A 25,768-nucleotide genomic window follows, 5' to 3' on the forward strand; every position below is an offset into this window, starting at 1 on the left:
ACGGGTTGAAGTGAGCCCCGCGGCCCTTATCTGGATGGAAGCGTTCCCCACGGAGAATTCAACTTGAAACGTATCCTTCTGTTCGTCCTGACCAATGTGATGGTCGTCGCGGTGCTCGGCGTGGTCGCCAGCCTGCTCGGCGTCAATCGCTTCCTCACGGCCAACGGGCTCAACCTCACGGCGCTGCTCGGCTTTGCGCTGGTGATGGGTTTCGGCGGCGCGATCATCTCGCTGCTCATCAGCAAGCCCATGGCCAAGTGGACCAGCGGCCTGCACATGATCGACAACCCCCAGACGCCCGACGAGGCCTGGATCGTCGGCACGGTGCGCAAGTTCGCCGACAAGGCCGGCATCGGCATGCCCGAGGTCGGCATCTTCGAAGGCGAGCCCAATGCCTTCGCCACCGGCGCGTTCAAGAACTCGTCGCTGGTGGCGGTGTCCACCGGCCTGCTGCAGAACATGACGCGCGAAGAGGTCGAGGCGGTCATCGGCCACGAGGTGGCGCACATCGCCAACGGCGACATGGTCACCATGACGCTCATCCAGGGCGTGATGAACACCTTCGTCGTGTTCCTGTCGCGCGTGATCGGCTATGCGGTCGACAGCTTCCTGCGCCGCGGCGACGACCGCAGCTCGGGCCCCGGCATCGGCTACTACGTGAGCACCATCGTGCTCGACATCGTGCTGGGCTTTGCCGCCGCGATGGTGGTGGCCTGGTTCTCGCGCCACCGCGAGTTCCGTGCAGACGCCGGCGCCGCCGCGCTCATGGGCCAGAAGCAGCCGATGATCAACGCGCTCGCGCGCCTGGGCGGCCTGCCGGCCGGCGAACTGCCGAAGGCCGTGGAAGCCATGGGCATCACCGGCAGCATGGGCAAGCTGTTTGCCACGCACCCGCCGATCGAAGAGCGCATTGCCGCGCTGCAGAACGCGCAGCGCTGAAACCCGCCATTACTGTTTTGTAGCGCCACCTCCGGGTGGCGTTTTTTTTGGCGCGCCCGGTCAGTCGCTGGCGGGGGCCGGGGCGGCGGCAGGCTCCTCCGCGGCGGGTTCCGCGGGTGCCGCGGCTGCTGCTGCAGCAGCAGCTTCCGCAGCCGCCTGCGCCGCCTTCTGGTCGTTGCGCACGCGTTGCAGCGTGCGCGTCACCTCGCCGTGCTTCATGCCGTACATGTCGGCGAACTCCTGCTCGGTGCGGCCGCTGGCCTCGAAGGCGCGCAGCAGCGCTTCGCGCTTGGCGGCCTGCTGTGCGAGTTCTGCCAGGGCTTCGTCGACCACGGCGTTGTTGTTCTGGTCGCGCGAACGCACCAGCACCGCATAGGCCTCGCGGTCGAGGCCTGAGGCTTCGATGGCCTTGGCGATGCGCGCCACCAGTTGCGGGCGCAGGTCTTCGCCGCCCGGGTTTCGCTGCTGGCGGCGGCGGTGCAGCTCGAGGATGGCGTGGTGCACATGCTCGGGCGCGACCGGATCGAGCGCGTTGCCGTCGAGGTCGTGGCGGGCCAGGCCGGCGGCCACGGCCTCGAGGTAGCGGGTGGAACGCGCGTGCTGGCCCATTGCGATCTTCAGGTCTTCGGCCTTGAAGTCCTCGGGGTGGCGGGCCAGCAATTCTTCGTAGACGCCGAGCTTCAGCGGCACGAAGCGCGCGCCGAAGAGTTGCGGATACAGCTCGAACAGGCGTTCCAGCACCGGGTTGACCTTGCGCGGGGCGCGCTGCGGCTGTTGCTGCTGCGGCGCCTGCGCCTTCTGTTGCTGCTCCTGGCGGGGCTGCTGGGGGCGCCGCTGGTTGTTGCGGCCGCCGCCGTTCTTCTGCCGGGGCGGGCGCGCGTCCTGGCGCTGCTGCTGCTGAGGTTGCTGTTGAGCGGGCGCCTCGTCGGTGCCGGTGTCCGTGTCTGCTCCGGCCTTCAGCTGCTTCAGCTGGTCGGCCATGTCCAGTTGCTGGCGCCGGGGAGGGCGTGCGTTCGTCTTCGGGGTGGCGGTGGAAGCGTCGGTCATGCGGGGGCGCGGTGGAATGAAATGGAAAAAAGAATGCCGGCGGTGCGCGTTCAGCGCGGCCGGAACATCCTGAAGAGATTGTCGGGGCCGACTTCGAAATAGTCGGCCGGCCCGCCGCCGCGCAGGATGGGCTGCGCCGCGGCGGTGTCGTAGATGCCGTCCTTCAGCAGGCGGCGCGCGATGTGCACGCCCACCACTTCGCCAAGGACCAGCCAGGTCTGCACCGGCACGCCGTCCACGCCTTCGAGCTGCAGGATCTGCGTGAGCCGGCATTCGAAGGACACGGGGCTTTCGGCCACGCGCGGCACGGCGATGGTCCGCGAGGCGGCGGTCTGCAGGCCGGCCAGCTCGAACTCGTTCACCTCGGGTGGCACGGCCGCGCAGGAACGGTTCATCTGCTCGGCCAGCGGGCGCGTGGCCAGGTTCCAGCCGAACTCCCGCGTCTGGCGGATGTTGTGCAGGCTGTCCTTGGCGCCGATGCTCGCGAAGCCGACGATGGGCGGCGTGTAGTTGAAGGCGTTGAAGAAACTGTAGGGCGCGAGGTTGAGCACGCCGTGCTCGTCCTGCGACGAGATCCAGCCGATGGGGCGCGGCCCGACCATCGCGTTGAACGGATCGTGCGGCAGGCCGTGGCCCTTGGCGGGTTCGTAGAAGTGGAAGTCGTCGTTCACCATCGATGTCCTCAGTGGCTCAGGGCCGATGCCCGCGCGGCCTGCCGGCCGATCAGCAGCCGGAACGGCAGCAGCATGAGCACGCCGACGCCCAGCTTCACCGCCAGGTCGCCGAGCGCCCAGGTGAGCCAGGGGCCGTCGGTGCCCGCGAAGGCGATGCCCCAGAACACGACGCTGTCGAGCACCGCGGCGATCACCGTGGCCACCAGCGGCGCGCGCCACCAGAGGCCGCGCCGGAGCCGGTCGAACACGCCGATGTCGAGCAGCTGCGAGGCGATGAAGGCCAGCCCCGAGGCCGCCGCGATGCGCACCGGCGCGAGCAGCAGCGACACGCCCACGGCAACCGCAAAGCCCACCCACGCCACGCGCCGCGCCATGCCGGGACCGAAGCGCCGGTTGACCAGGTCGCTCACGAGGTAGGCCACCGGATAGGTGAAGGCGCCCCAGGTCAGCCAGTCGTTGATGGCGAACTGCACCAGGATGTTGGAGGCCAGCACCACCGCGGCCATGGCCAGCGTGGCCGCGGTCAGTTGGCCGAAGGTGGGGCGTTCGAAGTGCATGGACGGCATCAGACGCTGGCGGTGCGTTCGCGTTCGGCTTCGGCCAGCACGCTGTGCGCCACGGCCTCGGCCACCTTGATGCCGTCCACGCCGGCCGACAGGATGCCGCCCGCGTAGCTCGCGCCTTCGCCGGCGGGGTAGAGGCCGCGCACGTTCAGGCTCTGGAAGTCGTCGCCGCGCGTGATCTTGATGGGCGAGGACGTGCGCGTTTCCACGCCGGTGAGCACCGCGTCGTGCGTGTCGAAGCCCTTGATCTTGCGGCCGAAGGCGGGAAAGGCCTCGCGCATCGCCTCGATGGCGTAGGCGGGCAGCGCCTTGTGCAGGTCGGTCGGCGTGACGCCCGGCTTGTACGAAGGGATCACGCTGCCCAGTGCCGTGGAAGGCTTGCCCGCGATGAAGTCGCCCACCAGCTGGCCGGGCGCGCGGTAGTCGCCGCCGCCGAGCACGAAGGCATTGCTCTCCAGCTCGCGTTGCAGCGCGATGCCGGCCAGCGCGTCTCCGGGATAGTCGCGGGGGTCGATGCCCACCACGATGCCCGCATTGGCGTTGCGCTCGTTGCGCGAATACTGGCTCATGCCGTTGGTGACCACGCGGCCCGGCTCGCTGGTGGCCGCGACCACGGTGCCGCCGGGGCACATGCAGAAGCTGTAGACCGAGCGGCCGTTGCTCGCGTGGTGCACCAGCTTGTAGTCGGCCGCGCCCAGCAGCGGGTGGCCTGCGTGGCGGCCCCAGCGCGCGCGGTCGATCAGGCCCTGCGGATGCTCCACGCGGAAGCCGATGGAAAACGGCTTGGCCTCGATGTGCACGCCGCGCTTGTGCAGCATCTCGAAGGTGTCGCGCGAGCTGTGGCCCAGCGCCATCACGACGTGGTCGGCGCGCAGTTCGCTGCTGGTGCCCGTGGTCTGGTCGAGCACGGTGAGGCCGCGCAGGTGGCCGTCCTCGATGCGCACGTCGGTCACGCGCTGCTCGAAGCGGATCTCGCCGCCGAGCGCCACGATCTGCTCGCGGATGTTCTCCACCACCTTCACCAGCTTGAAGGTGCCGATGTGCGGATGCGCGACGTAGAGAATTTCCGGCGGCGCGCCGGCCTTCACGAACTCTTCCATCACCTTGCGGCCGAGGAAGCGCGGATCCTTGATCTGGCTGTAGAGCTTGCCGTCCGAGAAGGTGCCGGCGCCGCCTTCGCCGAACTGCACGTTCGACTCCGGGTTGAGCACGCTCTTGCGCCACAGGCCCCAGGTGTCGCGGGTGCGCTGGCGCACGGTCTTGCCGCGTTCGAGCACGATGGGCCTGAAGCCCATCTTCGCGAGCATCAGCGCCGCGAAGATGCCGCAGGGGCCGAAGCCGATGACCACCGGCCGCGACGTGCCCTCGGGGGCATTGGCAGGCGGCGTGTAGCGCATGTCGGGCGCTTTTTGGATATGCGGATGGCCCGCGTGCTTGGCGAGCAGCCCGGCTTCGAGCTTCGCGTCTGCCAGCTGCACGTCGCAGATGTAGACCGTGAGCAGTTCGGCCTTGCGCGCGTCGAAGCTGCGCTTGTAGACGTTGTGGGAGGCGATCGCGTCGAGCGGAATGTCGAGCGTCTTGGCGATCAGTGCGGCCAGCGCGTCGGGCGCGTGGTCGAGCGGGAGGTTGAGTTCGGAGATTCTCAGCATGGCGGCGTGGGGCTTGTGGTTATCAAGCAGGCCGCGCATTTTAAGCGCCCGGGGCGCTATGAAAGGGATAGCGGGTCAGGCGGGCAGGAAGCCTTCGACCGACAAGTACCTCTCGCCCGTGTCGTAGTTGAAGCCCAGCACCACCGCATCGGCGGGCAGCGAGGGCAGTTTCTGCGCGATGGCCGCGAGCGTGGCGCCCGATGAGATGCCGACCAGGATGCCTTCCTCCTGCGCGCAGCGGCGAGCCATTTCGCGCGCCGGTTCGGCGTCGACCTGCAGCACGCCGTCGAGCAGCGAGGTGTCGAGGTTCTTCGGGATGAAGCCCGCGCCGATGCCCTGGATGGGGTGCGGCGCCGGCGCGCCGCCCGAAATGACAGGCGAGGCCACCGGCTCCACCGCGAACACCTGCAGCTTCGGCCACTTCTTCTTCAGCACCTTCGCCACGCCGGTGATGTGGCCGCCCGTGCCCACGCCGGTGATGATCACGTCGATGCCGTCAGGAAAATCGGCCGCGATCTCCTCGGCCGTGGTGCGCACGTGCACGTCGACGTTGGCGGGGTTGTTGAACTGCTGCGGCATCCACGCGCCGGGCGTGCCGGCCACGATTTCCTCGGCGCGGGCGATGGAGCCCTTCATGCCGTTGGCGCGCGGCGTCAGGTCGAAGGTGGCGCCGTAGGCCAGCATCAGGCGGCGGCGTTCGACGGACATGCTGTCGGGCATCACCAGGATCAGCTTGTAGCCCTTGACGGCCGCCACCATGGCCAGCCCGATGCCGGTGTTGCCCGATGTGGGCTCGACGATGGTGCCGCCGGGCTTGAGCGCGCCGCTCTTCTCGGCGTCTTCGACCATCGCGAGCGCGATGCGGTCCTTGATGGAGCCGCCGGGGTTGGCGCGCTCGGACTTGATCCACACCTGCTGCCTGGCATTGCCGAACAGGCGGTTGATGCGCACGTGCGGCGTGTTGCCGATGGTCTGGAGGATGTTCTGGGCCTTCATGGGAATCTCCTTGGATCGATGCGTTTGTCGGACGGACAGCGCGCATTGTGAGACCAGCCCGAAGGCACGCTCGGGCACAAGCGATAATCCACCCCGTGAAGCACGCCAGACCGCCGCTGGTGCAAGTGCCGAAAGGCCGCACTGGAGGAACGTCCGGACTGCACAGGACAGCGCAGGAGTTAACGACTCTCCACCGTGAGGTGAGGATCAGAGCAACAGAGACGAGCCGATTGAGTTCGGGTGAAACGGGCAATCTCTGCGCGCAGCAACACCAAGTAGGCCAGTATCGAGGTGGTTCCGCTGAGCTGGCGGGTAGGTGGCATCGAGCCGTTTGGCGACAAACGGCCCAGAGTAATGGCGGTCACGCCGGAGGTTTCGCAAGAGGCCTCCGGTGCACAGAATCCGGCTTATCGGCGAGCTTCACACTTTTCTTTCCTTCCCGTTTTTCGCGTTCTCGCGCCCTCGGCCCTGGCCAGGGCGGGCGTAAGCCTTGCCGCCAGCAGGGATTGGTAGTTACCCGTACAATCGATAGCATGCTAATTAATAGCCGGCTATCGTGACCAACCCGACCACCCCCCGAACAGCGCCTGAACAGGCGCTTGAACCGACGCGCGAACAATCGCTGATGCGCCTCGGCACGTCGCTCGCGGTGCTGCAGCGCGGCTACCGCGCCGCGGCCGACAAGGCGGTGGCGCACGTCGGCGTGTCGCAGACGCTGGCCTACCCGATCGTGATGCTCGGGCGCATGAACGGCGAAGTGCGCCAGGGCGTGCTGGCCGAGGCGCTGGGCATCGAAGGGCCGTCGCTGGTGCGCTCGGTCGACCAGCTGGTGGAAGCCGGCCTCGTCGAACGCCGCGAAGACCCGGCCGACCGCCGCGCCAAGACGCTGCATCTCACCGAAGCCGGCAAGGCCGTCTGCGAGCCCATCGAGGCGGCGCTGGCGCTGATGCGGGTGTCGCTGTTCGACGGCGTGCCCGACGAGGACGTTGCCGCCTGCCTGCGCGTGTTCTCGGTGCTCGAAGAGCGAATGGGCGTTCGCGCCGTGCAGAGCCTGCCGCCGCAGCAACAGCAGCCATCGCAGGAAGGGCGCAGGTAGTCGATGTCCGCGTTCAGCCTGCCGCGCTTCAGCCGCGCGGAGATTCTCTTTTCCGCCAAGAGCTTCGTCGCCGCCATGCTGGCGATGTACCTCGCCAGCCGCGCCGGCCTGCCGCGCCCGTTCTGGGCGCTCATGACCACCTATGTCGTCGCCCATCCGCTGGCCGGCGCGGTGCGCTCCAAGGCGGTGTACCGCTTCTGCGGCACGCTCATCGGCAGCACCGCCACGGTGCTGCTGGTGCCCGCGCTGTCCAACGCGCCCGAACTGCTGACGCTGGTGCTCGCGCTGTGGGTCGGGCTGTGCCTGTGCATCTCGCTGTTCGACCGCACGCCGCGCTCATACGTGTTCATGCTCGCGGGCTACACGGCCGCGCTCATCGGCTTTCCTTCCGTGCAGACGCCGCTCGCGCTGTTCGACACCGCCGTGGCGCGCGTCGAGGAAATCGGCCTCGGCATCTTCTGCGCCACGCTGGTCCACAGCCTGGTGCTGCCGGCGGGGCTCGCGCCGACCGTGCTGGGCCTGCTCGACCGCACGCTGCTCGACGCGCGCAAGTGGCTGGGCGACCTGCTGCAGCCCGCCGCGCGCAGCGGCGGCAATGGCGGCAACGGCGGCGACCCGAAGCGCCTGGACGACGACCGCCGCCGCCTCGCCGGCGACATCACGCAGCTGCGCCTGCTCTCCACCCACGTGCCCTTCGACACCACGCACCTGCGCTGGACGGCCGGCGCCATCCGCGCGATGCAGGACCGCGTCGCCGCGCTCACGCCCGCGCTGTCCGCGGTCGAAGACCGGCTGCAGGCGCTGGTGCAGGCCGAAGGCCGGCTCGCTCCCGACGTGACCGCCGTGCTCGCGCAGGCCGCCGAATGGCTGCGCGAAGAAGCCGAACCCGCCGCCGATGCGGCAACCCGCGCCGGGCGCCTGCAGGCCCTGCGCCGCGCCCTCGACACGCTGAGCGCCACGCCCGCGAACGCGCAGCAGCAGACTTCCTGGGGCCGCGCGCTGCGCATCGGACTCGCGGGGCGGCTCGAAGAACTCGTCGACGGCTGGACCGCCTGCGCGCAATTGCGCCAGGACATCGACGATGGCCTGAAGGGCGCCGCGCCGCTGCGCCGCACCGCGGCGCTCGGCAGCCGCGTGCTGCACCGCGACTACGGCATGGCGCTGCTGTCGGCGCTGGCCGCCGTCATCGCCATCTGCCTGTGCGGCGCGTTCTGGATCCTCACCGGCTGGCCCATGGGCTCGGCCGCGACCATGATGGCCGCCGTCTTCTGCTGCTTCTTCGCCACCATGGACGACCCGGTGCCAGCCATCCACGGCTTCCTGAAGTGGACGCTGTGGTCCGTTCCGATCTCGGCGCTCTACGTGCTGGTGCTCATGCCGCTGGTGCAGGACTTCGGCATGCTGGTGCTGATCTGCGCGCCGCTCTTTCTGCTGCTGGGCCTGTACCTGCCGCGCCCCACGCATTTCATGGCCGCGATGGCGCTGATCTTCGGCGTGTGCGGCACGCTCGCGCTGCACGACACCGCCAGCTCCGACCTCGTGAGCTTCATCAACAGCATGATCGGCCAGATCGTCGGCGTGGTGGTCGCGGCGCGCGTCACGCGGCTGGTGCGTTCGGTAGGCGCCGACTGGAGCGCGCGGCGCATCCAGCGCGCCACCTGGCGCGAACTGGGCGACATGGCCGCGTCTTCGCAGCCGCAGTACGCGCAGAGCGACGCCTATGCCGTGCGCATGCTCGACCGCATCGGCCTGCTGGCGCCGCGCATCGCGCAGGCCGGCGGCACCGTCGAAGGCGTGGCCGCCAACGACGCGCTGCGCGACCTGCGCATGGGCGCCGACATCGCGGTGCTGCAGCGCGTGCGCGCGCAACTGCCGATGAGCACCTCGGCCGCGCTGCTGGGCGGCATCGCGCGCTTCTTCCGCCAGCGCGGCGAAGGCCGCATGAACCCGCGTCCGGCCGACCTGCTGCCGCAGATCGACGAAGCGCTCAACGCGGTGCTCGACGCCGTGCCCGATGCGCCGGCATCCGGTGCGCCCGCCGCTTCGCGCTCTGCCGTCACCGCGCTGGTCGGCCTGCGCCGCAACCTGTTCCCCGACGCGCCGCCCGTGCTGGCCGGCGCACCCATTCAAGGAGCTTCCGCATGATCGGCGAAGCAAGTTTCTACGGCCTGTACCTGCCCTGGATCATGGTGCTGGCCCTCGGCGCGCTGCTGGCGCTGTGGGCGGTGCGCCGCCTGCTGGCCGCCACCGGCGCCTACCGCTGGGTGTGGCACCCGGCGCTGTTCGACATGGCGCTGTACCTGCTGCTGCTCTACGCGCTGAGCCGCGTCTCCTCCTGCTTCCAATAAGAAACGAGATTCCAATGAAAGCCGTACGTTCTTCCTCCGACAACCCCTGGGCCCCGCGCCTGCGGCGCGTTCTCTTCACCGTGCTGGTGGTGGCCGCCGCCGTCTGGGCCGGCCTGCGACTGTGGGACCACTACGAGCTTGCGCCGTGGACCCGCGACGGCCGCGTGCGCGCCAACGTCGTGCAGATCGCGCCCGACGTGTCGGGCCTCGTCACATCGGTGCCGATCCGCGACAACCAACCGGTGGCCGCCGGCACGCTGCTGTTCGAGGTGGACCGCGCGCGCTACGACCTCGCCGTGCGCCAGGCGCAGGCCGCGCTTGCCGCGCAGCGCGCCATGAGCGCGCAGGTGCAGCGCGAGAACGCGCGCAACGTCGGCCTCGACGACCTGATCTCGAAGGAGTCGCGCGAGCAGACCCGCTCGCGCGTCGAGCAGATGCAGGCCGCCGTCGCGCAGGCCGAGGTGGCGCTCGATTCGGCCAAGCTCAACCTGCAGCGCGCCGAAGTGCGCGCGCCCACCGGCGGCCTCGTCACCAACCTCGACCTGCGCCAGGGCAGCTACGCCGCGGCGGGCCGCCCGGTGCTCGCGCTGGTCGATGCGCAGTCGTTCTACGTCGAAGGCTATTTCGAGGAAACCAAGCTGCCGCGCATCCACCTCGGCGACCGCGTGCGCGTCACGCCCATGGGCGGCGGCGCGGTGCTCGAAGGCGCGGTCGACAGCGTGGCCGCCGGCATTGCCGACCACGACCGCTCCACCAGCGCCAACCTGCTGCCCAGCGTGAACCCGACCTTCAACTGGGTGCGGCTCGCGCAGCGCATTCCGGTGCGCATCAAGCTCGATCCGCTGCCGCAGGGCGCGCGCCTCGTCGCGGGCCAGACCGTCACGGTGCAGGTGCTGGAGAACAAGCCGGCGCACAACGCAGCCGCACCGGCCACCGCGCCGCAGCACAAGGGATGAACGACATGACCAGCTTCGCATTCCGCCTCGCATCGCTGGCCGTCGCCGCCGGGCTCGCGGCCTGCGCGGCGGTCGGCCCCGACTACCACCAGCCGCCCGAGGCGCTGGCCAGCCAGAGCGCCGCCGGCAAGCCCTTCGCCGAGGCACCGGCCGACGCCGCGCCGCTGCCGCCGCACTGGTGGCGCCTGTACCACGACCCGCTGCTCGACAAGCTGGTAGAGCAGGCGCTCGCGCACAACACCGACCTGCGCCAGGCCGTGGCCAACCTCGAGCGTGAACGCGCCATCGAAGACGAAGTGGCCGGCGCCAGGTACCCCAGCATCGGCGTGAACGGCGGGCCTTCCTACGGCCACGTGTCGGGCCTGTCGCTGCTGCAGAAGGGCTACGAGCCGCCGAACACCTTCAACTACAGCGCGGGCGCTTCGCTGTCCTACCAGGTCGACCTGTTCGGCCAGATCCGCCGCGCCATCGAGGCCTCGCAGGCCGGCACGCAGGCGGCCGAAGCCGCGCTCGACCTGGTGCGCGTGAACGTCGCGGCCGGTACCGCGCGCGCCTATGCCGAAGCCTGCTCGACCGGCCTGCGCCTGCAGATCGCGCAGAAGTCGGTGTCGCTGCAGCAGGACGCGGTGAACGTCACCGATCGCCTGCAGCGCGCCGGCCGCGCCGGCGCCATCGACGCGGGCCGCGCGCGTTCGCAGCTGCAGCAGCTCAACGCCGCGCTGCCGCCGCTGAAGGCCGAGCGCCAGGGCGCGCTCTACCGCCTTGCCACGCTCACCGGCGCGCTGCCGCAGGACTTTCCGCGCGAGGTGGCCGACTGCACCGTGCCGCCGCGCGTGGCCGGCGTGCTGCCGGTAGGCGACGGCGCCGCGCTGCTGCGCCGCCGCCCCGACATCCGCCAGGCCGAGCGCAGCCTCGCCGCATCGACCGCGCGCATCGGCGTGGCCACGGCCGACCTCTATCCGAAGATCACGCTGGGGCTCTCGGGCTCCTCCGTCGGCCATGCCGACGGCTTCGGCCGCAAGGACACCTTCGCCTGGAGCCTGGGCCCGCTGATCTCGTGGACGGTGCCCAACACCGGCGTCGTGCAGTCGCACATCGCGCAGGCCGAGGCCGGCACGCGCGCCGCGCTCGCCAGGTTCGACGGCACCGTGCTCACCGCGCTGCGCGAGACCGAGACCGCGCTGGCCACCTACGCCCGCGAACTCGACCGCCGCGCCGCGCTGCAGGCCTCGCGCGACGAAAGCGCCAAGGTCGCCGCGCAGGCGCGCCAGCTCTACCAGAACGGCCGCACCGGCTACCTCGATTCGCTCGACGCCGAGCGCTCGCTGGCCGCCAGCGAAGCCGCGCTCGCGGCCAGCGAGGCGCAGCTTTCCGACGACCAGGTGGTGCTGTTCATGGCGCTGGGCGGCGGCTGGGAGCCCGACACCGCGACCGCGAAGCAATGACCGCCGCCGCGTCACCCGAGCCGCAGCACCGGGCGCACGCGCCGCTGTGGCTGCTCGCGCTGGTGACCTTCAGCGGCACGCTGGCCATGCACATCTTCGTGCCCGCGCTTCCGATCGCCGCGGCGAGCCTGGGCGCCAGCGTCGGCGCCATGCAGATGACGGTGAGCCTCTACATCTTCGGCCTCGCGGTGGGGCAGCTGGTGTACGGCCCGCTGGCCGACCGCTTCGGCAGGCGGCCGGTGCTGCTGTGGGGGCTCGGCATCTACTGTGTATCGGGCCTGGCCGCCGCGCTCGCGCCCGAGGTGCATTCGCTCATCGCCGCGCGGCTGTTCCAGGCCATGGGCGGCTGCGCAGGCCTGGTGCTGGGCCGCAGCATCGTGCGCGACACCGCCGGGCCGCAGGAGGCCACGCGCCGGCTCGCGCTGATGAACCTCATGGTCACCATCGGCCCCAGCCTGGCACCGCTGATCGGCGGCGCGCTGGCCACCGCGCTGGGCTGGCGATCGATCTTCCATGCGCTCTTCGGCCTGGGCGTGGTGGGCTTTCTCTTCACCTGGCGCATGCTGCCGGAGACGGGTGCGCCCGGCTCTGCGGTGAGTGCGCGAGACCTCGCGCGCAACTACGGCAAGCTGCTGCGCTCGCCCGCGTTCCTGGGCTTTTCGGTGGGCGGCGGCTGCGCCACCACGTCGATGTACGCCTTCATCGCCTCGGCGCCCTTCATCTTCGTGGACCAGTTGCACCGGCCCGCGCACGAGGCGGGCATCTACCTCGCCATCCTGGTGTCGGGCGTGTGGCTCGGCAGCTTTCTCACCAGCCGCCTGATCTCGCGCGTGCGGGTCGACCGGCTCATGATCCGCTCCAACGCGCTGAGCGTGGCCGCGGCCTTCGTGCTGCTCGGCGCGGCGTTGAGCGGCCATCTGTCGGTGCCGCTCATCGTCGCTTCCATGTTCATGTTCACGGTGGGCGTCGGCATGGCGTCGCCGGCCGCGCTCACGCAGGCGATCAGCGTGAACCCGCAGGTCATCGGCTCGGCCTCGGGCCTCTACGGCTTCACGCAGATGGCCGTGGGCGCGCTGTGCACCGCGCTCGCGGGCATGGGCCACCGCAACCCCGCGCTGGCATCGGCCGTCGTGCTGGCGGGCGCGGGCATCGTGGCGCAGCTGTCGTTTGCGGTGGCGCTGCGCGCGCAGCGGCGCGCCGATGCCGCTGCCGCCGCCGCCGCCGCCGAGACGTTCAGCGCGTGAAGAGCCAGCCGCCCTTGGGCTGGCGCATCAGCTCGTGCCGTTTCACGGCGTGTTCCTCGCCGTCGTCGCCCACGTAGACCACCTCGAAGCGCAGCAGCTTCGGCGACACCATCTTCCAGTTCTGGATGCGCTTGACCGTCACGCAGGAGGTCTTGTCGTGGAACTGCATCTCCGTCATCGGGCCGCCCTGGAAGCCGTTGCCTTCGAACAGGCGGCCCGGCGCGGCAAATGGGTTGAGCACCGCGCCGTTGTGCGCGGTGATGCAGCCCTCGGTCCGCACGAAGGACTCGATGGTCGGCGACGCGCTGCGCACCACCTTGCCGACGGCGGGGCTCGGCGCCTTGCCGCCGATGGCCTCGCGGATGCGCTCGACCTGTTCGCCGGTGATGGGCGCGAGGCCGTCCTTCGAGATCACGGGCGGCGGTGGCGGGGCCGCCGGCGCGGGCGGCGGGGCGGGGGAGAAGTAACTGCAGCCCGTCACCAGTGCCAGCGGCAAGGTGAGGGCAAGGGCGGCGCTCGGTGATCCGAACTTCATGGCTGAGTCTCCTGTCGGCGGCGCTTCAAGGCCGCAGGCTGAAAATTGCAGGCCGCGAACATGCGGTGCATCGTCGGGGGTCGTCCTCTTCCGTTCGATCGTCTTTGTCTCGTGGTTGTGGTTCTTGTCGTCGTTCAGAAGCGTTCCTGGGGTGCCAGGTAGCGCCACTGGCCGGGCTGCAGCCCCGCCAGCGGCACGCGGCCGATGCGGATGCGCCGCATCGCCAGGATTCGCAGGCCCACGTTGTCGCAGATGTGGGCGATCTGCCCCGGCTGCGCGCCCTTGAGCGCGAAGCGCAGGCCGGTCTGTTCGTCGCTCTGGCGGCCGATGCTCACCCGCGCGGGCGAGCGCTCCAGCCGCGCCAGCACCTCGGGGGCCACCGGGCCGGCCACGTCGACCATCACCTCGTGCTCGAGGATGCCGGCGTCTTCGTGCAGCTTGCGTTCGATGCGGAACTCCTGCGTGTACGCGACCAGCCCGCTGGCGCCGGTCTCCAGCGGCGTCATGCATTGCTGCCCCTTCGCATGGGCCGGCAGAAAGCGCTGCCCGGCGCGCTCGGGCTCGTGGTGGTTCGCGGCCACCAGCAGGCTGTGCGCCTTGTCGGTGGGCATGCCCGCGGGCTTGTAGAGCAGCAGCGTGACGGGAAGGATGGGCTGCGGCCTGGCGCCGGCCTCGATCTCGACCTGCTGGCGCGGCAGCACGCGCGACTGCGGCAGCATCTGCTGCACGCCGTCCACGCGCACGGCGCCGTTCTCTATCAGCAGCTCGGCCTCGCGGCGCGACACGCCGGCCATGGCCGCCACGCGCTTGGCCAGGCGGATGCCTTCGCCGTCGTCTTTTTCAGGGGCGCTTCTGTTCATCGGGCCGCATTCAGTTGCTGGATGCGCGCCACATGCGCGGCCAGCGATCGTGCCGCCACCGGCCACATGCGCTCGGGCACGTCGTCGTAGGCGATGGGCAGCCATTGCTCGGGCGTGCCGTCGGGCAGCTGCTGCATGGCGGCGGCGATCCTGGCCTCGCGCTTCAGGCGGTGCGCCTTCAGCATCGCGATGGCGGTGCGCGCGAAGCCGATCACGTAGCCGTGCGCGGGCAGGATGAATTCGACGCCGCCGGCCTCGCAGGCCGCGTCGAGCTTGTCGAGCGATTCGAGGTAGGCCGTCATGTCGCCGTCGGGCGGGTCGACCACCGTGGTGCTGCCGTTCAGGATGTGGTCGCCGGAGAACAGCAGGCCGTCTTCCTCGAGCAGCAGGCACAGGTGGTTGGCGGCGTGGCCGGGCGTGTGGATCACGCGCAGCGTGTGGGTGGTGGCCGTGCCTTCGGGCGATGTGCCGGAGAGCGCGAGGCGCTCGCCGTCGGCCAGTTCGCGCTCGGGCGTGAAGCGCGCCGTGGCGCGGGCGGTCGGCCGCGAGGCCAGCCCGAGGATCGGCGGCCTCGTTTCCTTGCACAGCGCCTGCAGCGGCGCGGCACCGGGCGAATGGTCGGCATGCGAATGCGTGCACACGATCATGCGGATGTCGCCATGCGTGGCGCGCCACAGGCGGCCGATGTGGTCGAAGTCGTTCGGGCCCGGGTCGATGACGATGTAGCCGGTGGCCGCGTCGCCCACGATGTAGCTGTTGGTGCCGGGGCCGGTCATGGCGCTGGGGTTGGGCGCGGTGAGGCGCATCACGTTCTTCAGCAGCGCCACCGGGTGCTCGCTCTGCCAGTCGAGCGCATGCGCGATCTGGCCGTCGGGGCACACCAGCGCGAGCTCGCCGAAGGGCGACTCGTGCTCCATGTAGCGCGCGTCCTCGCCCTTGAGCAGGCCGGCGCGCGGGCAGCTGGTCCAGAGCGGCGCCTCGCCGGCACCGCCCGGCGCGCAGGCCGCGAGCACCGCGTCGACGCTGGCATAGGCGGCCATGCGCTGCAGCGTGCGCACGGTCGGGAAGATCATGAAGAAGCTGCCTGCCGCGTGGCGCGCGAGCGCGTCGGCCGGGCGCACCCAGCAGGGCTCGAACTGCTCGCTCTCGTCGGCCGTGGGCGTCTGGCCCTCGGGCATGCGCGCCACCAGGAATGGCACGTCGAAGCGCTTGGGCAGGTCGCGGTCGGTGATCCAGTGCGCGAAGGTGAATACTTTGTCGGAGTCGAGCACCAGGCCGCGCGCGGCGCACTGGTCGGCGAAGGCGGTGCCGGCCGTATCGGCGCGGTCCATCGCGGCGATGTCCGCGGCGCTCACGGGGCGGCCGTCGGCAGCATGGTGCGCGAGCAGGATGCCGAGCTCTTCGAAGGCTTCGCGAATGGCTGCGATGGCCTGCGTGCGCTGCACCCGGCTCTGCGTGGGGCGGCGGGTGGCGATGCGCTTGGCGGCTTCGTCGGCCGCGTCGATGTGGCCGCCGGGGAACACATAGGCGCCGGGTGCGAAGCTGGCGGTGGCCGAGCGGCGCGTCATCAGCACTTCGATGCCGGCGGCGGTGTCGCGCAGCAGCAGCACGGTGGCCGCCGCGCGCACGGGCGCGGGCTCGCGTGCGGGGTGAATTTGTTGGGAGGAACGGACCATGGGGCGATTATCGGGAGCAGGTGCCGCGCGCGTGTGTCGCGCATAAGCTCATGTGGATTCGGGCATGAGTGCCGCGCCACAATTCGCGCATGCACCGCTTGCCTCGAAGAAAGACTGTCATGGCTCATTCTCCCTTTTCGCGTCGTTCGCTTCTGGTGGCCGCCGCCGCCGCGCTCATTTCCGCCACGGCCCCGGCCCAGTCGGACTGGCCTCAACAGCCCGTCACGTTGATCATGGGCTTCCCGGCCGGCTCGGGCGTCGACGTTGTCGCGCGCACCATCCAGGAGCCGCTGTCGAAACAGCTGGGCCGCCCCGTCATCATCGACTACAAGTCCGGCGCCGCCGGCAACATCGCCAGCGACTACGTGGCCCACGCCAAGCCCGATGGCTACACGCTCGCCTTCGGCACCGCCGCCACGCACGGCAGCAATGCCGCGCTCTACAAGAAGCTGCCCTTCGACGTGGAGGCCGACTTCATTGCGGTGGCGCCGGTGCTCGACGTGTCGAACGTGCTCACCATCAATCCCGACGTGATCAACGTCAGGACCTTGAAGGAGTTTGTCGAACTGGTCAAGGCCAATCCCGGCAAGTACAACTATGCGTCTACAGGCAACGGCGCGGGTACGCACATGGCGTTTGCCGAGTTCAACTCGCGCCTGGGCCTGAACATAGTGCACGTGCCGTACAAGGGCGGGCCGGAGGCGATCACGTCGGTGGTGCGCGGAGAGACCTGCTGCATCATGAACCAGGTGCAGACGGTGCTTCCGCACTACAAGGCCGGCAAGGTGCGGCTGCTGGGCGTGACCACCGCCACGCCGGTGCCGGCGGTGAAGGAGGTGCCCACCATTGCATCGAGCGGCCTGCCGGGCACCAAGGGTTTCGACAGCTCGATCTGGTTCGGCATCTTCGCGCCCAAGGGCACCGACCCGCAGATCGTCGACAAGCTCAACGCGGCGGTCAAGGCGGTGCTGGAGACGCCGGAGATTCGCGAGCGTTTCGAGAGCCAGGGCAATACGGTGCGCATCGAGACGCCAGCCGAGTTCAAGAAGACCGTGCACGCGAATCGCGTGAAGTGGGCCGAAGTTGCCAAGGCGGCGAATATCAGCATCGATTGAGCGCTGCTTTTTCGGGGGTGTGTGCACAGGCCGCCGGGTACTCCCCTCCGCGAATGTCCCCCGGGGCTTCGCCCCTCCTCCTTTATTTCGCTGCGGGGAGTACCCGACGCCCTGTGCACAGGGCACGCTGCCGGTTTGCGGCCGGTCGACCGGTGCTCTGATCGGTCACGACGGCGGGGTGCCTTGCGCAGCGTAATAAAGGAGGAGGCCGAAGGCCGGGGGACATTCGCGGAGCAAGGTACCCCGGCGGCGTGAACGCGCCCCGAACAACGCCGCCTACAACGTCTTGGTCAGAGTAACGATGAAGCGCGCCTTGTTGGGCGAGTAGGTCTGCCTGCCGAACGCACCAAAGCCCAGGTCGACTCCCGGATTGCTCACTGCAAGATAAGAGCTCTGCTTGTTCGCGCCCTGCACGGAGCCCGCCAGCGACAACCCGTTGCCGAAGTCGTAGCTTGCGCCCACGTTGTAGTCCACATAGCTCTTGTAGCCCAGGCTTCGGATGTCGCTCGACATGTTGGTGTAGCCCACTGCAGCCTTCAACGTGACCTTCGGAACAATCTCCTTGCTGTAGGCCAGGTTCAGGTAACCCGTGTTCGTGCCCTTCAGGCCCGAGCCGGCCTTGTTGCCCGCATAGCCGAAGTAGTCCTTCGACACCGTGTGCGAATACTTCAGCGTGAAAGAGCCGATGGCCTCGTCGGTGTAGCCCGCGCTGCCGTAGATCTCCGTCGTGTTGCCCGACGAATTGCCAGGGTAGATGTACGTGAGCGCGCCCACGTCCATGTCGAACACGCCGGCCTTGAACTTGTAGCCGCCGTAGATGTCGCTCTCGATGCTGTTGCCCTTGAGCCAGTTGACGCTCGAATTCCAGTTGCCCACATAGAAGCCGCTGTCGCCGAAGGCGTAGTCGAAGCCGCCCTGTATGGCCGGCTTGAAAGCCTTGGTCTTGGCGTAGTCGTTCTTGCCCAGCATGTCCTGGTCTTGACCACGGAACTTGTAGTCGGTGGTGAACGCCACGTTGCCCGAGAGCTGCGCGTTCGCAAGCATCGGCAGGGCGGCCAGGGTGGGGAGAACGAGCACCGGCAGGGCGATGCGGATCAGATGTTTCATTGCTGGAAAAAGCCAACTTGTGGAGGAGCCGGCAGCGTAGGAGCGGGCGTCTAAAAGCCGCGTAAAAAATGCAGGCCGCGGCGCAAAAGTTTCGCCTCGGGCATCGTCATCGCGATCACGCCGGCCACCACGCACCCCAGCCCGATCCACGCCGTGGGCGCGAGCGTTTCGCCGAGGAACAGCACGCCGACCGCCACGCCGATGGGCACGCGCAGGTAGGCCTGCGCGGAAGTCGACATCGGCCCCAGCGTCCTGATGAGGCGGAAGTAGATGGTGAAGGCCAGCGCCGTCGACAGCACCGCCAGCGCCAGCACTGCCGCCACGGACGCGGCCGAAGGCGCCAGCGTCCAGGGCCGGTCGATGGCGAGGCTCGCGGGCAGCAGCATCGCGGTGCCGCTCAGCAGCGAGCCGGCTGCCGGCACCATCGGGTCCAGGCCCTTGAACACGCGGCCGAACATCGCGGCGCAGCCGTAGCACACGGCCGCCGCCACCAGCGCGAGTTGCGCGAGCAGCGAATGCCCGAGCCCGTTCAGCGCCTCCAGTCCGACGATCAGGCAGATGCCCGCCAGCCCGGCGCCCACGCCGAAGAAGCGCTGCAGCGTCGGCCTGCCCGCGCTGCCCAGGCCCAGCCCCAGCAGGAAGATGAAGATCGGCGAGGTCGAGTTCAGGATGGTCGCCAGGCCTGCGTCCACGCTGCGCTCGGCCCAGGCAATCAGCGTGAACGGCAGCACGCTGTTCAGGCAGGCCTGCACCGCGAAGCGGCCCCACATCGCCGGCTCCTTCGGCAGCTTCACGCCGCGCATGCGCAGCACCGCGAGCAGCAGCGCTCCGGCAACCAGCGTGCGCGCCGCGATCAGCGTGACCGGCGGGATGGTCGCCACGCCGATCTTGATGAAGGTGTACGAAGCGCCCCAGCAGGTGGCGAGTACCGCGAGCAGCGCCCATTCGAAGGCGGGGTTGACCGGGGCGTGGGTGGCGGAAGAGGGCGTCGATGCGTGCATGGTGCGCCGATCATCCCGGCGGCGGCGCACCGGCACTTCGCCCGCGGGCGAAGCGTGGATGTCGCTGTCAGTGCGGGTGGTCGTGCGGCTTGCCGCCGCCGTTCAGCAGCGTCGCCAGGTCCACTTCCTGTTCGGCCGCCGCGCCGGCGATCACGCGCTGCTCCAGCTCGTCCAGATGCTCCATCGCCACGGCCAGCGCCTTGTCGAGCGACTTGCCGGTGGTCAGCGCCTCGATGATCTGCTCGTGCTCGCGGGGCGCGCAGCTCGCGGCCTCGGCGGAGTCGTAGAGCGCCTTGTACAGCTCGGTGTTCGAAATCAGCCGCTGTATGTATGAAAGCAACTCGTCGCTGCCCGCCATCTGCGCCAGCAGCAGGTGGAAGTCGCCGGCCAGCCGTATCGAGTCTTCGCGCCGGCCTTCCTTGAACGCCTTCTGCTCCGCCTGCACGTGCTTGCGCAGGGCGGCCACCTGCTCGCGCTCGAGGTTGCCGAACAGTGTGGTGATCAGCCCCGCCTCCACGATGCGGCGCGCGCGGTAGATGCCGCGCATGTCGTCGATCGACGGGTTGGGCACGAAGGCACCGCGGTTGTGCTCCAGCACCAGCCGCTTTTCGGAGCCCAGCCGCGCCAGCACCTTGCGCACCGCGCCGCGCGTGCAGCCCAGGGCCTCGGCCAGCGCGCGTTCGCGCAGGGGGGTGCCGGGGCGCAGCTTGCCGCTGAGCAGGGCCTTGGAAACGGCGGCGTAGACGCGTTCGTCCACGTTCGCGTCTTCGGCGTCGATGGGTTCCGGGGCGGGGGAGGGCGCTGGGGTTCGGCGGGTGGCGGCAGGCATGGGCAACCGGATTATTGCCTGCGGCCCGCGCCTACGGGAAAGCCCCCGGATTGACTCGGCCGGCCCGGCTCCCTACCATTCGCTCCGTTTGGTTAACCAAAATAAATATTTCTGGTTGACCAAAATTATTCAACATTCCCAACCAAACCATGATTCGAGGCTCCCGATGAAATCCGTCAAATGGCTGGCAGCGCTGCCGGTGCTCGCCTTCTTCAGCGGCGGATGGCTGTCGTCCGTCGCGCCCACCTTCGTCCTCGGCATGCCGTTCCTGATGGTGTGGAACGTCAGCTGGCTGGTGCTGACCTCGCTGATCATGGTGGTCATCGACCGCGCCGAAGGCGACATCGACGCACCCGCTGCCGGAGGCTCGCAATGAACGCCGCGCTGGCAGTCATCGCGCTGTTCGTGATCGGTGCGCTGGGCCTGGCGGTGCTGGCGCGGCGCGGGCGCACCATGAGCCTGGAGCAATGGGCGCTCGGCGGGCGCGGGCTGGGCGCCATCATGGTGTTCCTGCTGATGGCGGGCGAGTCGTTCTCCACCTTCACCTTCCTGGGCGCGAGCGGCTGGTCTTACAGCAAGGGCACGCCGGCCTTCTACATCCTGGCGTACGGCGGGCTGGCCTACCTCATGGCCTTCTGGATGCTGCCCGCCGTGTGGCGCTACGCCACCACGCACAAGCTGGTGTCGTTCTCGGACTTCTTCGCGCACAAGTACGACAGCCGGCCGCTCGGCGTGCTGGTGTCCGTCGTCGCGCTCATGGGCATGGTGGCGCTTTTGACCATCCAGCTGCGCGGCCTGGGCATCATCGTGTCAGAGGCCTCGTACGGCTCCATCGCGCCGCAGGTGGCGATCTGGATCGGCACGGTGGTGATGGTGAGCTACATCCTGTTCTCGGGCATCCACGGCTCGGCCAGCATCGCCATCGTGAAGGACGTGCTGATCCTTGCGCTGGCGGTGTTCCTCGGCATCTACCTGCCGTGGCACTACTATGGCGGCGTCACGCCCATGTTCACCGCCATCCACGCGGCCAACCCCACTTTCTTCGAGTTTCCCAAGGAGGGCCTGAACCTCACCTGGTACAACTCGACCATCCTGCTGACGGCGCTGGGCTACTACCTGTATCCGTTCAACCTCACCTCGGTGTATGCGGCCAAGAGCGCCAGCGCGGTGCGGCGCAACACCATCCTGATGCCGCTGTACCAGGTGGTCATCGCCTTCCTGTTCCTGGTCGGCTTCGCGGCCATCCTGCAGGTGCCGGGGCTCAAGGGCTCGGAGGTCGACCTGGCGCTGTTCGGCCTGGTGAAGCACACCTTCGACCCGTGGTTCGTCGGCGTCATCGGCGGCACGGGCGTGCTCACCGCGCTGGTGCCGGGCTCGATGATCCTGCTCACGGCTTCCACCGTGATCGGCAAGAACGTCTACAAGGAAGGCTTCGCGCCCCATGCCACCGACAAGCAGGTGTCGCGCGTGGCGCGCGGCGTGCTGCCGGTGTTCGCGCTGGTGGCGGTGTACTTCGTGCTGCGCGGCGGCACCACCATCGTGGCGGTGGCCATCTTCGCGTCGAGCCTGCTCACGCAACTGCTGCCCTCGCTGCTGTTCAGCCTCATGAAGAAGCCCTTCGGCAACAAGCATGCAGCCTTCGCGGGCATCCTGGCCGGCGGCGCGGTGCTGGGCTTCATGATGACCACGGGCTCGAACCTGGGTACGCTGTTCCCCGCGGCACCGGTCGTGTTCAAGTCGCTCAACACCGGCCTCGTGGCGCTGGCGACCAACGCGCTGGTGTTCGTGCTGGTGGCGCTGTGCACGCCGCGCATCCTGCCGCGCGGCGCCGCGCCGCAGCCCGCCTGATGACTTTCAAGGAACCCGTCGCCATGTCTTCTCTGCTGATTCGCAATGTGCGCCCCATGGGCGCTTCCCCGGTCGACGTTCTGGTGCAGGAAGGGCGCATTGCCGGTGCCGGGCCCGCGCTGGCCGCGCCCGCGGGCATTGCCGTCGAAGAGGGCGGCGGCGCCTTGCTGCTGCCCGGCCTCGTCGAAGGCCACACCCACCTCGACAAGACCATGTGGGGCATGGATTGGTACCGCAACGAGGTCGGCACCAACCTCACCGACAAGATCGAGAACGAGCGCGCCTTCCGCCACGCGAGCGGGCACGACGCCGCCGCGCAGTCGCTGGTGCTGGCCAAGGCCTTTCTCGCGCTCGGCACCACGCGGCTGCGCACGCACGTCGACGTCGACACGCAGGCCGGCCTGCGCCACCTGGAAGGCACCCTGCGCACGCGCGAGGCGCTGCGCGACGTGCAGCAGATCCAGATCGTCGCCTTTCCGCAGTCGGGCCTGCTGGGCCGGGCGGGCACGGCCGAACTGCTCGACCAGTCATTGGCGATGGGCGCCGACGTGCTCGGCGGCCTCGACCCCTGCGCCATCGACGGCGACCCGGTGAAGTCGCTCGACGTGCTGTTCGGCATTGCCCACAGGCACCAGCGCCCCGTCGACATCCACCTGCACGAGCCCGGCGCCATGGGCGCCTTCTCGCTCGACCTGATCCTGCAGCGCACCGAGGCGCTGGGCATGCAGGGCAAGGTGGCCATCAGCCACGGCTTCTGCCTTGGCGACGTGAGCGAACGCGAGCGCGACGCGCTGCTCGCGCGCATGGCCAGGCTGGGCGTGGTGCTGGTCACCAGCGCGCCGCCCTCGCGCACCGTGCCGCCGCTCATGGCCTGCCGTCAGGCCGGCGTGACGGTGGTCGGCGGCAACGACGGCATCCGCGACACCTGGTCGCCCTACGGCAACCCCGACATGCTGGAGCGCGCCATGATCATCGGCCTGCGCTACAACCTGCGCCGCGACGACGAGATCGAAGTGGCGCTCGACACCGTCACGCACGCCGGCGCGCGCGGCTGCGGCTTCGAGGCCTATGGCCTGGTGCCCGGCAACCGCGCCGACCTGGTGCTGGTCGATGCGCAGACCGTCGCTCATGCCGTGGTCTCGCGGCCCGTGCGCAAGCTGGTGGTGGCGGGCGGCCGCATCGTGGCGCGCAACGGCGTGCTGCAGGCCGACGTGGCTGCCTTGTGAGGGCAGCGCGAAGTCGTGACGCAGGCGTCGCCTTTGCGGTAGTGATCGTGCTGGTGGCGCTCAACCTGCGCGCCTTTCTCACGTCGAGCAGCCCGCTGCTCGAGCCCATCCGCCTTGCCACCGGCATCGGTTTTCACGCGGTGGCGCTGCTCACCGTGCTGCCGATGTTCGCGATGGGGGCCACGTCGCTGTGCGGCGCGGCGGTCGGCCAGCGCATCGGCGCGCGCGGCGGTGTCGCGCTCGGGCTTGGGGCCATCGCGCTGGCTTGCGCGAGCCGCTATGTGGCGGGCGGCGCGGCTGCGCTGCTGTGGAGTGCGGCGCTCGCGGGCGCGGGCGTCGGGCTGGTGCAGGCGCTGATGCCCGGCGTGGTGAAGCAGGCCTACCCGGCGCGCATCGGCGTGATGACGGGGCTGTACTCCGCCGCCATCATGGGCGGCGGCGGGCTCGGCGCCATCGCCAGCCCGTGGGTGGCGCATGCAATCGGCGGCGCACGGCCCGACTGGCACGCGGGCCTTGCCATATGGGCCGTGCTCGCGACCTTCGCGCTGCTGTATTGGCTGAACATGCGGCGCATGGAATTCACCGTTGCCGACGCGCCGCGCCAGAACCTCTCGTGGCTGCGCTGCTTCGCAAGCCGCCGCGCGTGGCTTCTGGCTGCGTGCTTCGGCCTCATCAACGGCGGCTACACCAGCCTCGTCGCATGGTTGCCGCACTTCTACGCACAGCAGGGCTGGACCGCGCAGCAGGGCGGCTCGGTCCTCGCGCTGATGACGGCCGCGCAGGTGATTGCCGCGCTCGCCATGCCCGCCATCGCGCGCAGCCGGGGGCGCGATCTGCGGCCCTGGCTGGCGCTCACGCTCGCCGCGCAGCTGGCGGGCTTTTGCGCGCTGACCTTCGATGCGCCCGTGCCGGCCGTCGCCATCGCGGTGGTGCTGGGCTTCGGCCTGGGCGGTGCCTTCTCGCTGTGCATGGTGCTGGCGCTCGACCACCTGCCAGATCCCGCGCAGGCCGGCGCGCTCGCCGCATTCATGCAGGGCGTGGGCTTCATGATCGCGGCGCTCGCGCCCTTCGTTACCGGCTGGGTGCGCGAGCACACCGGCGGCTTCACGATGGCGTGGGCCTACCTGGCGGCCGTGGTCGTGGTGCTGCTGCCGCTGATGCTGCGCTTCGATCCACGCCGCTATGCCGCTGCCACGGCCGGGCTGTTCGTCCCGCAGCCGCAGCCGCGCCACGGCGCTGCCCGTCCAACCCCCGCACTCGACAGCGCCACGACCGGAAAGACCTGAGCACCATCATGTACCAACAAGAATTCATGCAACGGGCACTGGCCCTGTCGGCGCAGGCATTGACGCAGCCCGGCACCGAGCCCTTCGGCGCCGTCGTCGTGAAAGACGGCGCGATCGTCGGCGAAGGCTTCAATCATTCCGTCGCGCACTCGGACCCGACCTCGCACGGCGAGGTGGAAGCCATTCGCGACGCCTGCCGCAGGCTGGGCACCGTCGACCTGTCGGGCTGCGAGCTCTACACATCGTGCGAGCCCTGCGCCATGTGCGCGGCGGCCATGCACATCGCGGGCATCGCCAGGCTGTATTACGCGGCGTCGCTGGCGCAGTCCGGCCAGGCCTTCGAGGGCGTGACGGTCGAGGCGCGGCACCCCATCGACGTGGAGGCACTGCGCGCCGAGGCCGGTGCGCCGCTCGACGAACGCCGCCTGCCCGCCGAGCAGAAGCTCGATGGCGAGGCCGTTCGCATCCTTGCGGAGTGGGCTGCGACGCGACGGGCAAGGTAGAGCAAACGTATTCGGCATGCCCCGGTCCATGCGAACCTCCGGTCTCTGTAGCGGGCCGATGCATCGCACTACACTGCGGCCATGCAAGCAACGAAGGAAGCGCCGCGCAGCCTCCAGCCCGTGGTTGAACTCCGCAAGGAGGGCGCTTTCTATGCCTATTCGGTTCGAGCTCCCCGCTACAAGGGCGTGATACCGCCCAGCTCATACAGCAACGGCGGCTTCCCGACGCTTGCCGATTCCCTGCTCGACGTGGCGCGGGCGCTGGGCGGCAATTTCCATCGCATCTACGTGCGGCTCGACGGCTACTGCGTCGGCGAGCGCGACATTGCCGAGCTGCAGGAGGCGCCAGAGAAAGTCGCCGCTGCACTGAGAGCCGATTGCCTGGCCGCCAGCGCCGCCGAGCAGGCCAGCGCCCTCGTGCTGGAGTCGGAGCGCCTCCCCGGCCACTAGCGCGGCGCGCCGCAACGGCGTGGTGCAGGAACCGTCCTACCCACGATTTGCGTCTTGTTCGGCATCCAGCGCCGCGATTGCGCAGAAAAACCGCGTCATGGCTACCTACGAGTCCGTCCTGCAGGAGACCGGCCGCTTCGAGGTCGTGGATGCGCGCGAGCGTTCGCACACGGTCATCGAGAGCACGGAGTGCCTGGTGCGCGTGAGCATCTCCAAGCGCTACCCCACCATCAAGGGCGCGGTGAGCTACAAGCTGCTCGACGGCACACCCCTGCGCCGCTCGAAGCGGGGCTTCTTCGACACCATGGACGGAATGAACCGCTTCTTCGTAGTGAACGCCGTGGAGACGCCGGAAGAATCGGTGTGCCGATGAGC

The 25,768-nt window shown here is 69.4% G+C and carries 26 protein-coding genes and 1 other RNA gene; 16 read left to right on the forward strand and 11 right to left on the reverse strand.

Annotation, left to right across the window (positions count from 1 at the left end; genetic code table 11):
- Positions 1 to 63 precede the first annotated feature (63 nt).
- A complete protein-coding gene (htpX, locus tag QRN67_RS21910; protein WP_081271393.1) occupies positions 64 to 939 on the forward strand; it encodes a protease HtpX in 876 nt (291 codons plus the stop codon).
- Positions 940 to 999: 60 nt separating this feature from the next.
- Here the strand turns inward: htpX and QRN67_RS21915 are convergent, their stop codons facing one another.
- The 5 genes from QRN67_RS21915 to cysK all read right to left on the reverse strand — a co-directional run bounded on the left by QRN67_RS21915 (position 1,000) and on the right by cysK (position 5,868).
- Positions 1,000 to 1,986 (reverse strand): ProQ/FinO family protein, encoded by a 987-nt coding sequence (locus QRN67_RS21915; RefSeq protein WP_285413579.1) that lies wholly within the window; start codon positions 1,984 to 1,986, stop codon positions 1,000 to 1,002.
- Positions 1,987 to 2,036: 50 nt separating this feature from the next.
- Entirely contained in the window at positions 2,037 to 2,660 is a 624-nt protein-coding gene (locus QRN67_RS21920; RefSeq protein ID WP_285413581.1) for a flavin reductase family protein, read from the reverse strand.
- 8 nt (positions 2,661 to 2,668) lie between these two features.
- The gene (locus tag QRN67_RS21925; protein ID WP_503010938.1) at positions 2,669 to 3,226 is read right to left on the reverse strand and encodes a VUT family protein; all 558 of its coding nucleotides are present in this window, start codon (positions 3,224 to 3,226) and stop codon (positions 2,669 to 2,671) included.
- Positions 3,226 to 4,872 carry an NAD(P)/FAD-dependent oxidoreductase gene (locus QRN67_RS21930; RefSeq protein WP_285413583.1) on the reverse strand — a complete coding sequence of 549 codons (1,647 nt, stop codon included), beginning with the start codon at positions 4,870 to 4,872 and terminating at the stop codon, positions 3,226 to 3,228. Before QRN67_RS21930 ends, QRN67_RS21925 begins: the two co-directional genes overlap by 1 nt.
- A gap of 75 nt (positions 4,873 to 4,947) precedes the next feature.
- Entirely contained in the window at positions 4,948 to 5,868 is a 921-nt protein-coding gene (gene cysK, locus QRN67_RS21935) for a cysteine synthase A (protein WP_285413585.1), read from the reverse strand.
- A 97-nt stretch (positions 5,869 to 5,965) separates the two neighbouring features.
- Between cysK and rnpB the strand changes: the two genes are divergently transcribed.
- The 7 genes from rnpB to QRN67_RS21970 all read left to right on the forward strand — a co-directional run bounded on the left by rnpB (position 5,966) and on the right by QRN67_RS21970 (position 12,957).
- Positions 5,966 to 6,294, forward strand: an RNA gene (rnpB, locus tag QRN67_RS21940) — RNase P RNA component class A.
- 199 nt (positions 6,295 to 6,493) lie between these two features.
- The gene (locus QRN67_RS21945; RefSeq protein ID WP_081271388.1) at positions 6,494 to 6,964 is read left to right on the forward strand and encodes a MarR family winged helix-turn-helix transcriptional regulator; all 471 of its coding nucleotides are present in this window, start codon (positions 6,494 to 6,496) and stop codon (positions 6,962 to 6,964) included.
- 3 nt (positions 6,965 to 6,967) lie between these two features.
- Positions 6,968 to 9,109, forward strand: coding sequence for an FUSC family protein (locus QRN67_RS21950; protein WP_285413587.1), 2,142 nt, complete (start codon positions 6,968 to 6,970; stop codon positions 9,107 to 9,109).
- Positions 9,106 to 9,312, forward strand: a complete 207-nt coding sequence (locus tag QRN67_RS21955; RefSeq protein WP_081271386.1) for a DUF1656 domain-containing protein — start codon at positions 9,106 to 9,108, stop codon at positions 9,310 to 9,312. The genes QRN67_RS21950 and QRN67_RS21955 overlap by 4 nt, the downstream gene beginning before the upstream one ends.
- Positions 9,313 to 9,326: 14 nt before the next feature.
- Positions 9,327 to 10,268 carry an efflux RND transporter periplasmic adaptor subunit gene (locus QRN67_RS21960; protein ID WP_285413588.1) on the forward strand — a complete coding sequence of 314 codons (942 nt, stop codon included), beginning with the start codon at positions 9,327 to 9,329 and terminating at the stop codon, positions 10,266 to 10,268.
- On the forward strand, positions 10,265 to 11,713 hold the full coding sequence (locus tag QRN67_RS21965) for an efflux transporter outer membrane subunit (RefSeq protein ID WP_285413589.1): 1,449 nt from the start codon (positions 10,265 to 10,267) through the stop codon (positions 11,711 to 11,713). Before QRN67_RS21960 ends, QRN67_RS21965 begins: the two co-directional genes overlap by 4 nt.
- On the forward strand, positions 11,710 to 12,957 hold the full coding sequence (locus QRN67_RS21970; RefSeq protein ID WP_285413591.1) for a multidrug effflux MFS transporter: 1,248 nt from the start codon (positions 11,710 to 11,712) through the stop codon (positions 12,955 to 12,957). The genes QRN67_RS21965 and QRN67_RS21970 overlap by 4 nt, the downstream gene beginning before the upstream one ends.
- Here the strand turns inward: QRN67_RS21970 and QRN67_RS21975 are convergent.
- The 3 genes from QRN67_RS21975 to QRN67_RS21985 form a co-directional block, all read right to left on the reverse strand.
- Positions 12,947 to 13,492, reverse strand: coding sequence for a hypothetical protein (locus QRN67_RS21975; RefSeq protein WP_285413593.1), 546 nt, complete (start codon positions 13,490 to 13,492; stop codon positions 12,947 to 12,949). The genes QRN67_RS21970 and QRN67_RS21975 overlap by 11 nt on opposite strands.
- Positions 13,493 to 13,626: 134 nt before the next feature.
- On the reverse strand, positions 13,627 to 14,352 hold the full coding sequence (locus tag QRN67_RS21980; protein ID WP_106935738.1) for an RNA pseudouridine synthase: 726 nt from the start codon (positions 14,350 to 14,352) through the stop codon (positions 13,627 to 13,629).
- A complete protein-coding gene (locus QRN67_RS21985; RefSeq protein ID WP_285413597.1) occupies positions 14,349 to 16,028 on the reverse strand; it encodes an MBL fold metallo-hydrolase in 1,680 nt (559 codons plus the stop codon). Before QRN67_RS21985 ends, QRN67_RS21980 begins: the two co-directional genes overlap by 4 nt.
- Positions 16,029 to 16,147: 119 nt before the next feature.
- Between QRN67_RS21985 and QRN67_RS21990 the strand changes: the two genes are divergently transcribed.
- Positions 16,148 to 17,143, forward strand: a complete 996-nt coding sequence (locus QRN67_RS21990) for a Bug family tripartite tricarboxylate transporter substrate binding protein (RefSeq protein ID WP_285413599.1) — start codon at positions 16,148 to 16,150, stop codon at positions 17,141 to 17,143.
- Between the two features lie 276 nt (positions 17,144 to 17,419).
- Here the strand turns inward: QRN67_RS21990 and QRN67_RS21995 are convergent, their stop codons facing one another.
- From QRN67_RS21995 to QRN67_RS22005, 3 genes are all read right to left on the reverse strand, one after another.
- Positions 17,420 to 18,250, reverse strand: a complete 831-nt coding sequence (locus QRN67_RS21995) for a TorF family putative porin (RefSeq protein ID WP_285413600.1) — start codon at positions 18,248 to 18,250, stop codon at positions 17,420 to 17,422.
- Between the two features lie 50 nt (positions 18,251 to 18,300).
- Positions 18,301 to 19,251, reverse strand: a complete 951-nt coding sequence (locus QRN67_RS22000; protein ID WP_285413601.1) for a DMT family transporter — start codon at positions 19,249 to 19,251, stop codon at positions 18,301 to 18,303.
- A gap of 67 nt (positions 19,252 to 19,318) precedes the next feature.
- On the reverse strand, positions 19,319 to 20,080 hold the full coding sequence (locus QRN67_RS22005) for a GntR family transcriptional regulator (RefSeq protein ID WP_081271402.1): 762 nt from the start codon (positions 20,078 to 20,080) through the stop codon (positions 19,319 to 19,321).
- 166 nt (positions 20,081 to 20,246) lie between these two features.
- Here QRN67_RS22005 and QRN67_RS22010 point away from each other — a divergent pair, with 166 nt between their 5' ends.
- The 7 genes from QRN67_RS22010 (at position 20,247) to QRN67_RS22040 (ending at position 25,766) form a co-directional block, all read left to right on the forward strand.
- On the forward strand, positions 20,247 to 20,456 hold the full coding sequence (locus QRN67_RS22010; protein ID WP_285413603.1) for a DUF3311 domain-containing protein: 210 nt from the start codon (positions 20,247 to 20,249) through the stop codon (positions 20,454 to 20,456).
- A complete protein-coding gene (locus QRN67_RS22015; protein ID WP_106935732.1) occupies positions 20,453 to 21,928 on the forward strand; it encodes a sodium:solute symporter family protein in 1,476 nt (491 codons plus the stop codon). Before QRN67_RS22010 ends, QRN67_RS22015 begins: the two co-directional genes overlap by 4 nt.
- A 23-nt stretch (positions 21,929 to 21,951) precedes the next feature.
- Positions 21,952 to 23,154 carry an amidohydrolase family protein gene (locus tag QRN67_RS22020; RefSeq protein ID WP_285413605.1) on the forward strand — a complete coding sequence of 401 codons (1,203 nt, stop codon included), beginning with the start codon at positions 21,952 to 21,954 and terminating at the stop codon, positions 23,152 to 23,154.
- 41 nt (positions 23,155 to 23,195) lie between these two features.
- Positions 23,196 to 24,440 carry a cyanate transporter gene (locus QRN67_RS22025; protein ID WP_285413606.1) on the forward strand — a complete coding sequence of 415 codons (1,245 nt, stop codon included), beginning with the start codon at positions 23,196 to 23,198 and terminating at the stop codon, positions 24,438 to 24,440.
- Between the two features lie 8 nt (positions 24,441 to 24,448).
- Positions 24,449 to 24,943 carry a nucleoside deaminase gene (locus tag QRN67_RS22030; RefSeq protein ID WP_285413607.1) on the forward strand — a complete coding sequence of 165 codons (495 nt, stop codon included), beginning with the start codon at positions 24,449 to 24,451 and terminating at the stop codon, positions 24,941 to 24,943.
- An 81-nt stretch (positions 24,944 to 25,024) separates the two neighbouring features.
- Positions 25,025 to 25,393 (forward strand): hypothetical protein, encoded by a 369-nt coding sequence (locus QRN67_RS22035; RefSeq protein ID WP_081271373.1) that lies wholly within the window; start codon positions 25,025 to 25,027, stop codon positions 25,391 to 25,393.
- Between the two features lie 97 nt (positions 25,394 to 25,490).
- Positions 25,491 to 25,766, forward strand: coding sequence for a hypothetical protein (locus QRN67_RS22040; protein ID WP_081271372.1), 276 nt, complete (start codon positions 25,491 to 25,493; stop codon positions 25,764 to 25,766).
- The last annotated feature ends 2 nt before the right edge of the window (positions 25,767 to 25,768 follow it).

Origin of the sequence: Variovorax sp. efr-133-TYG-130, from assembly GCF_030208835.1 — a bacterium.
In the GTDB taxonomy this organism is placed as follows: domain Bacteria; phylum Pseudomonadota; class Gammaproteobacteria; order Burkholderiales; family Burkholderiaceae_C; genus Variovorax.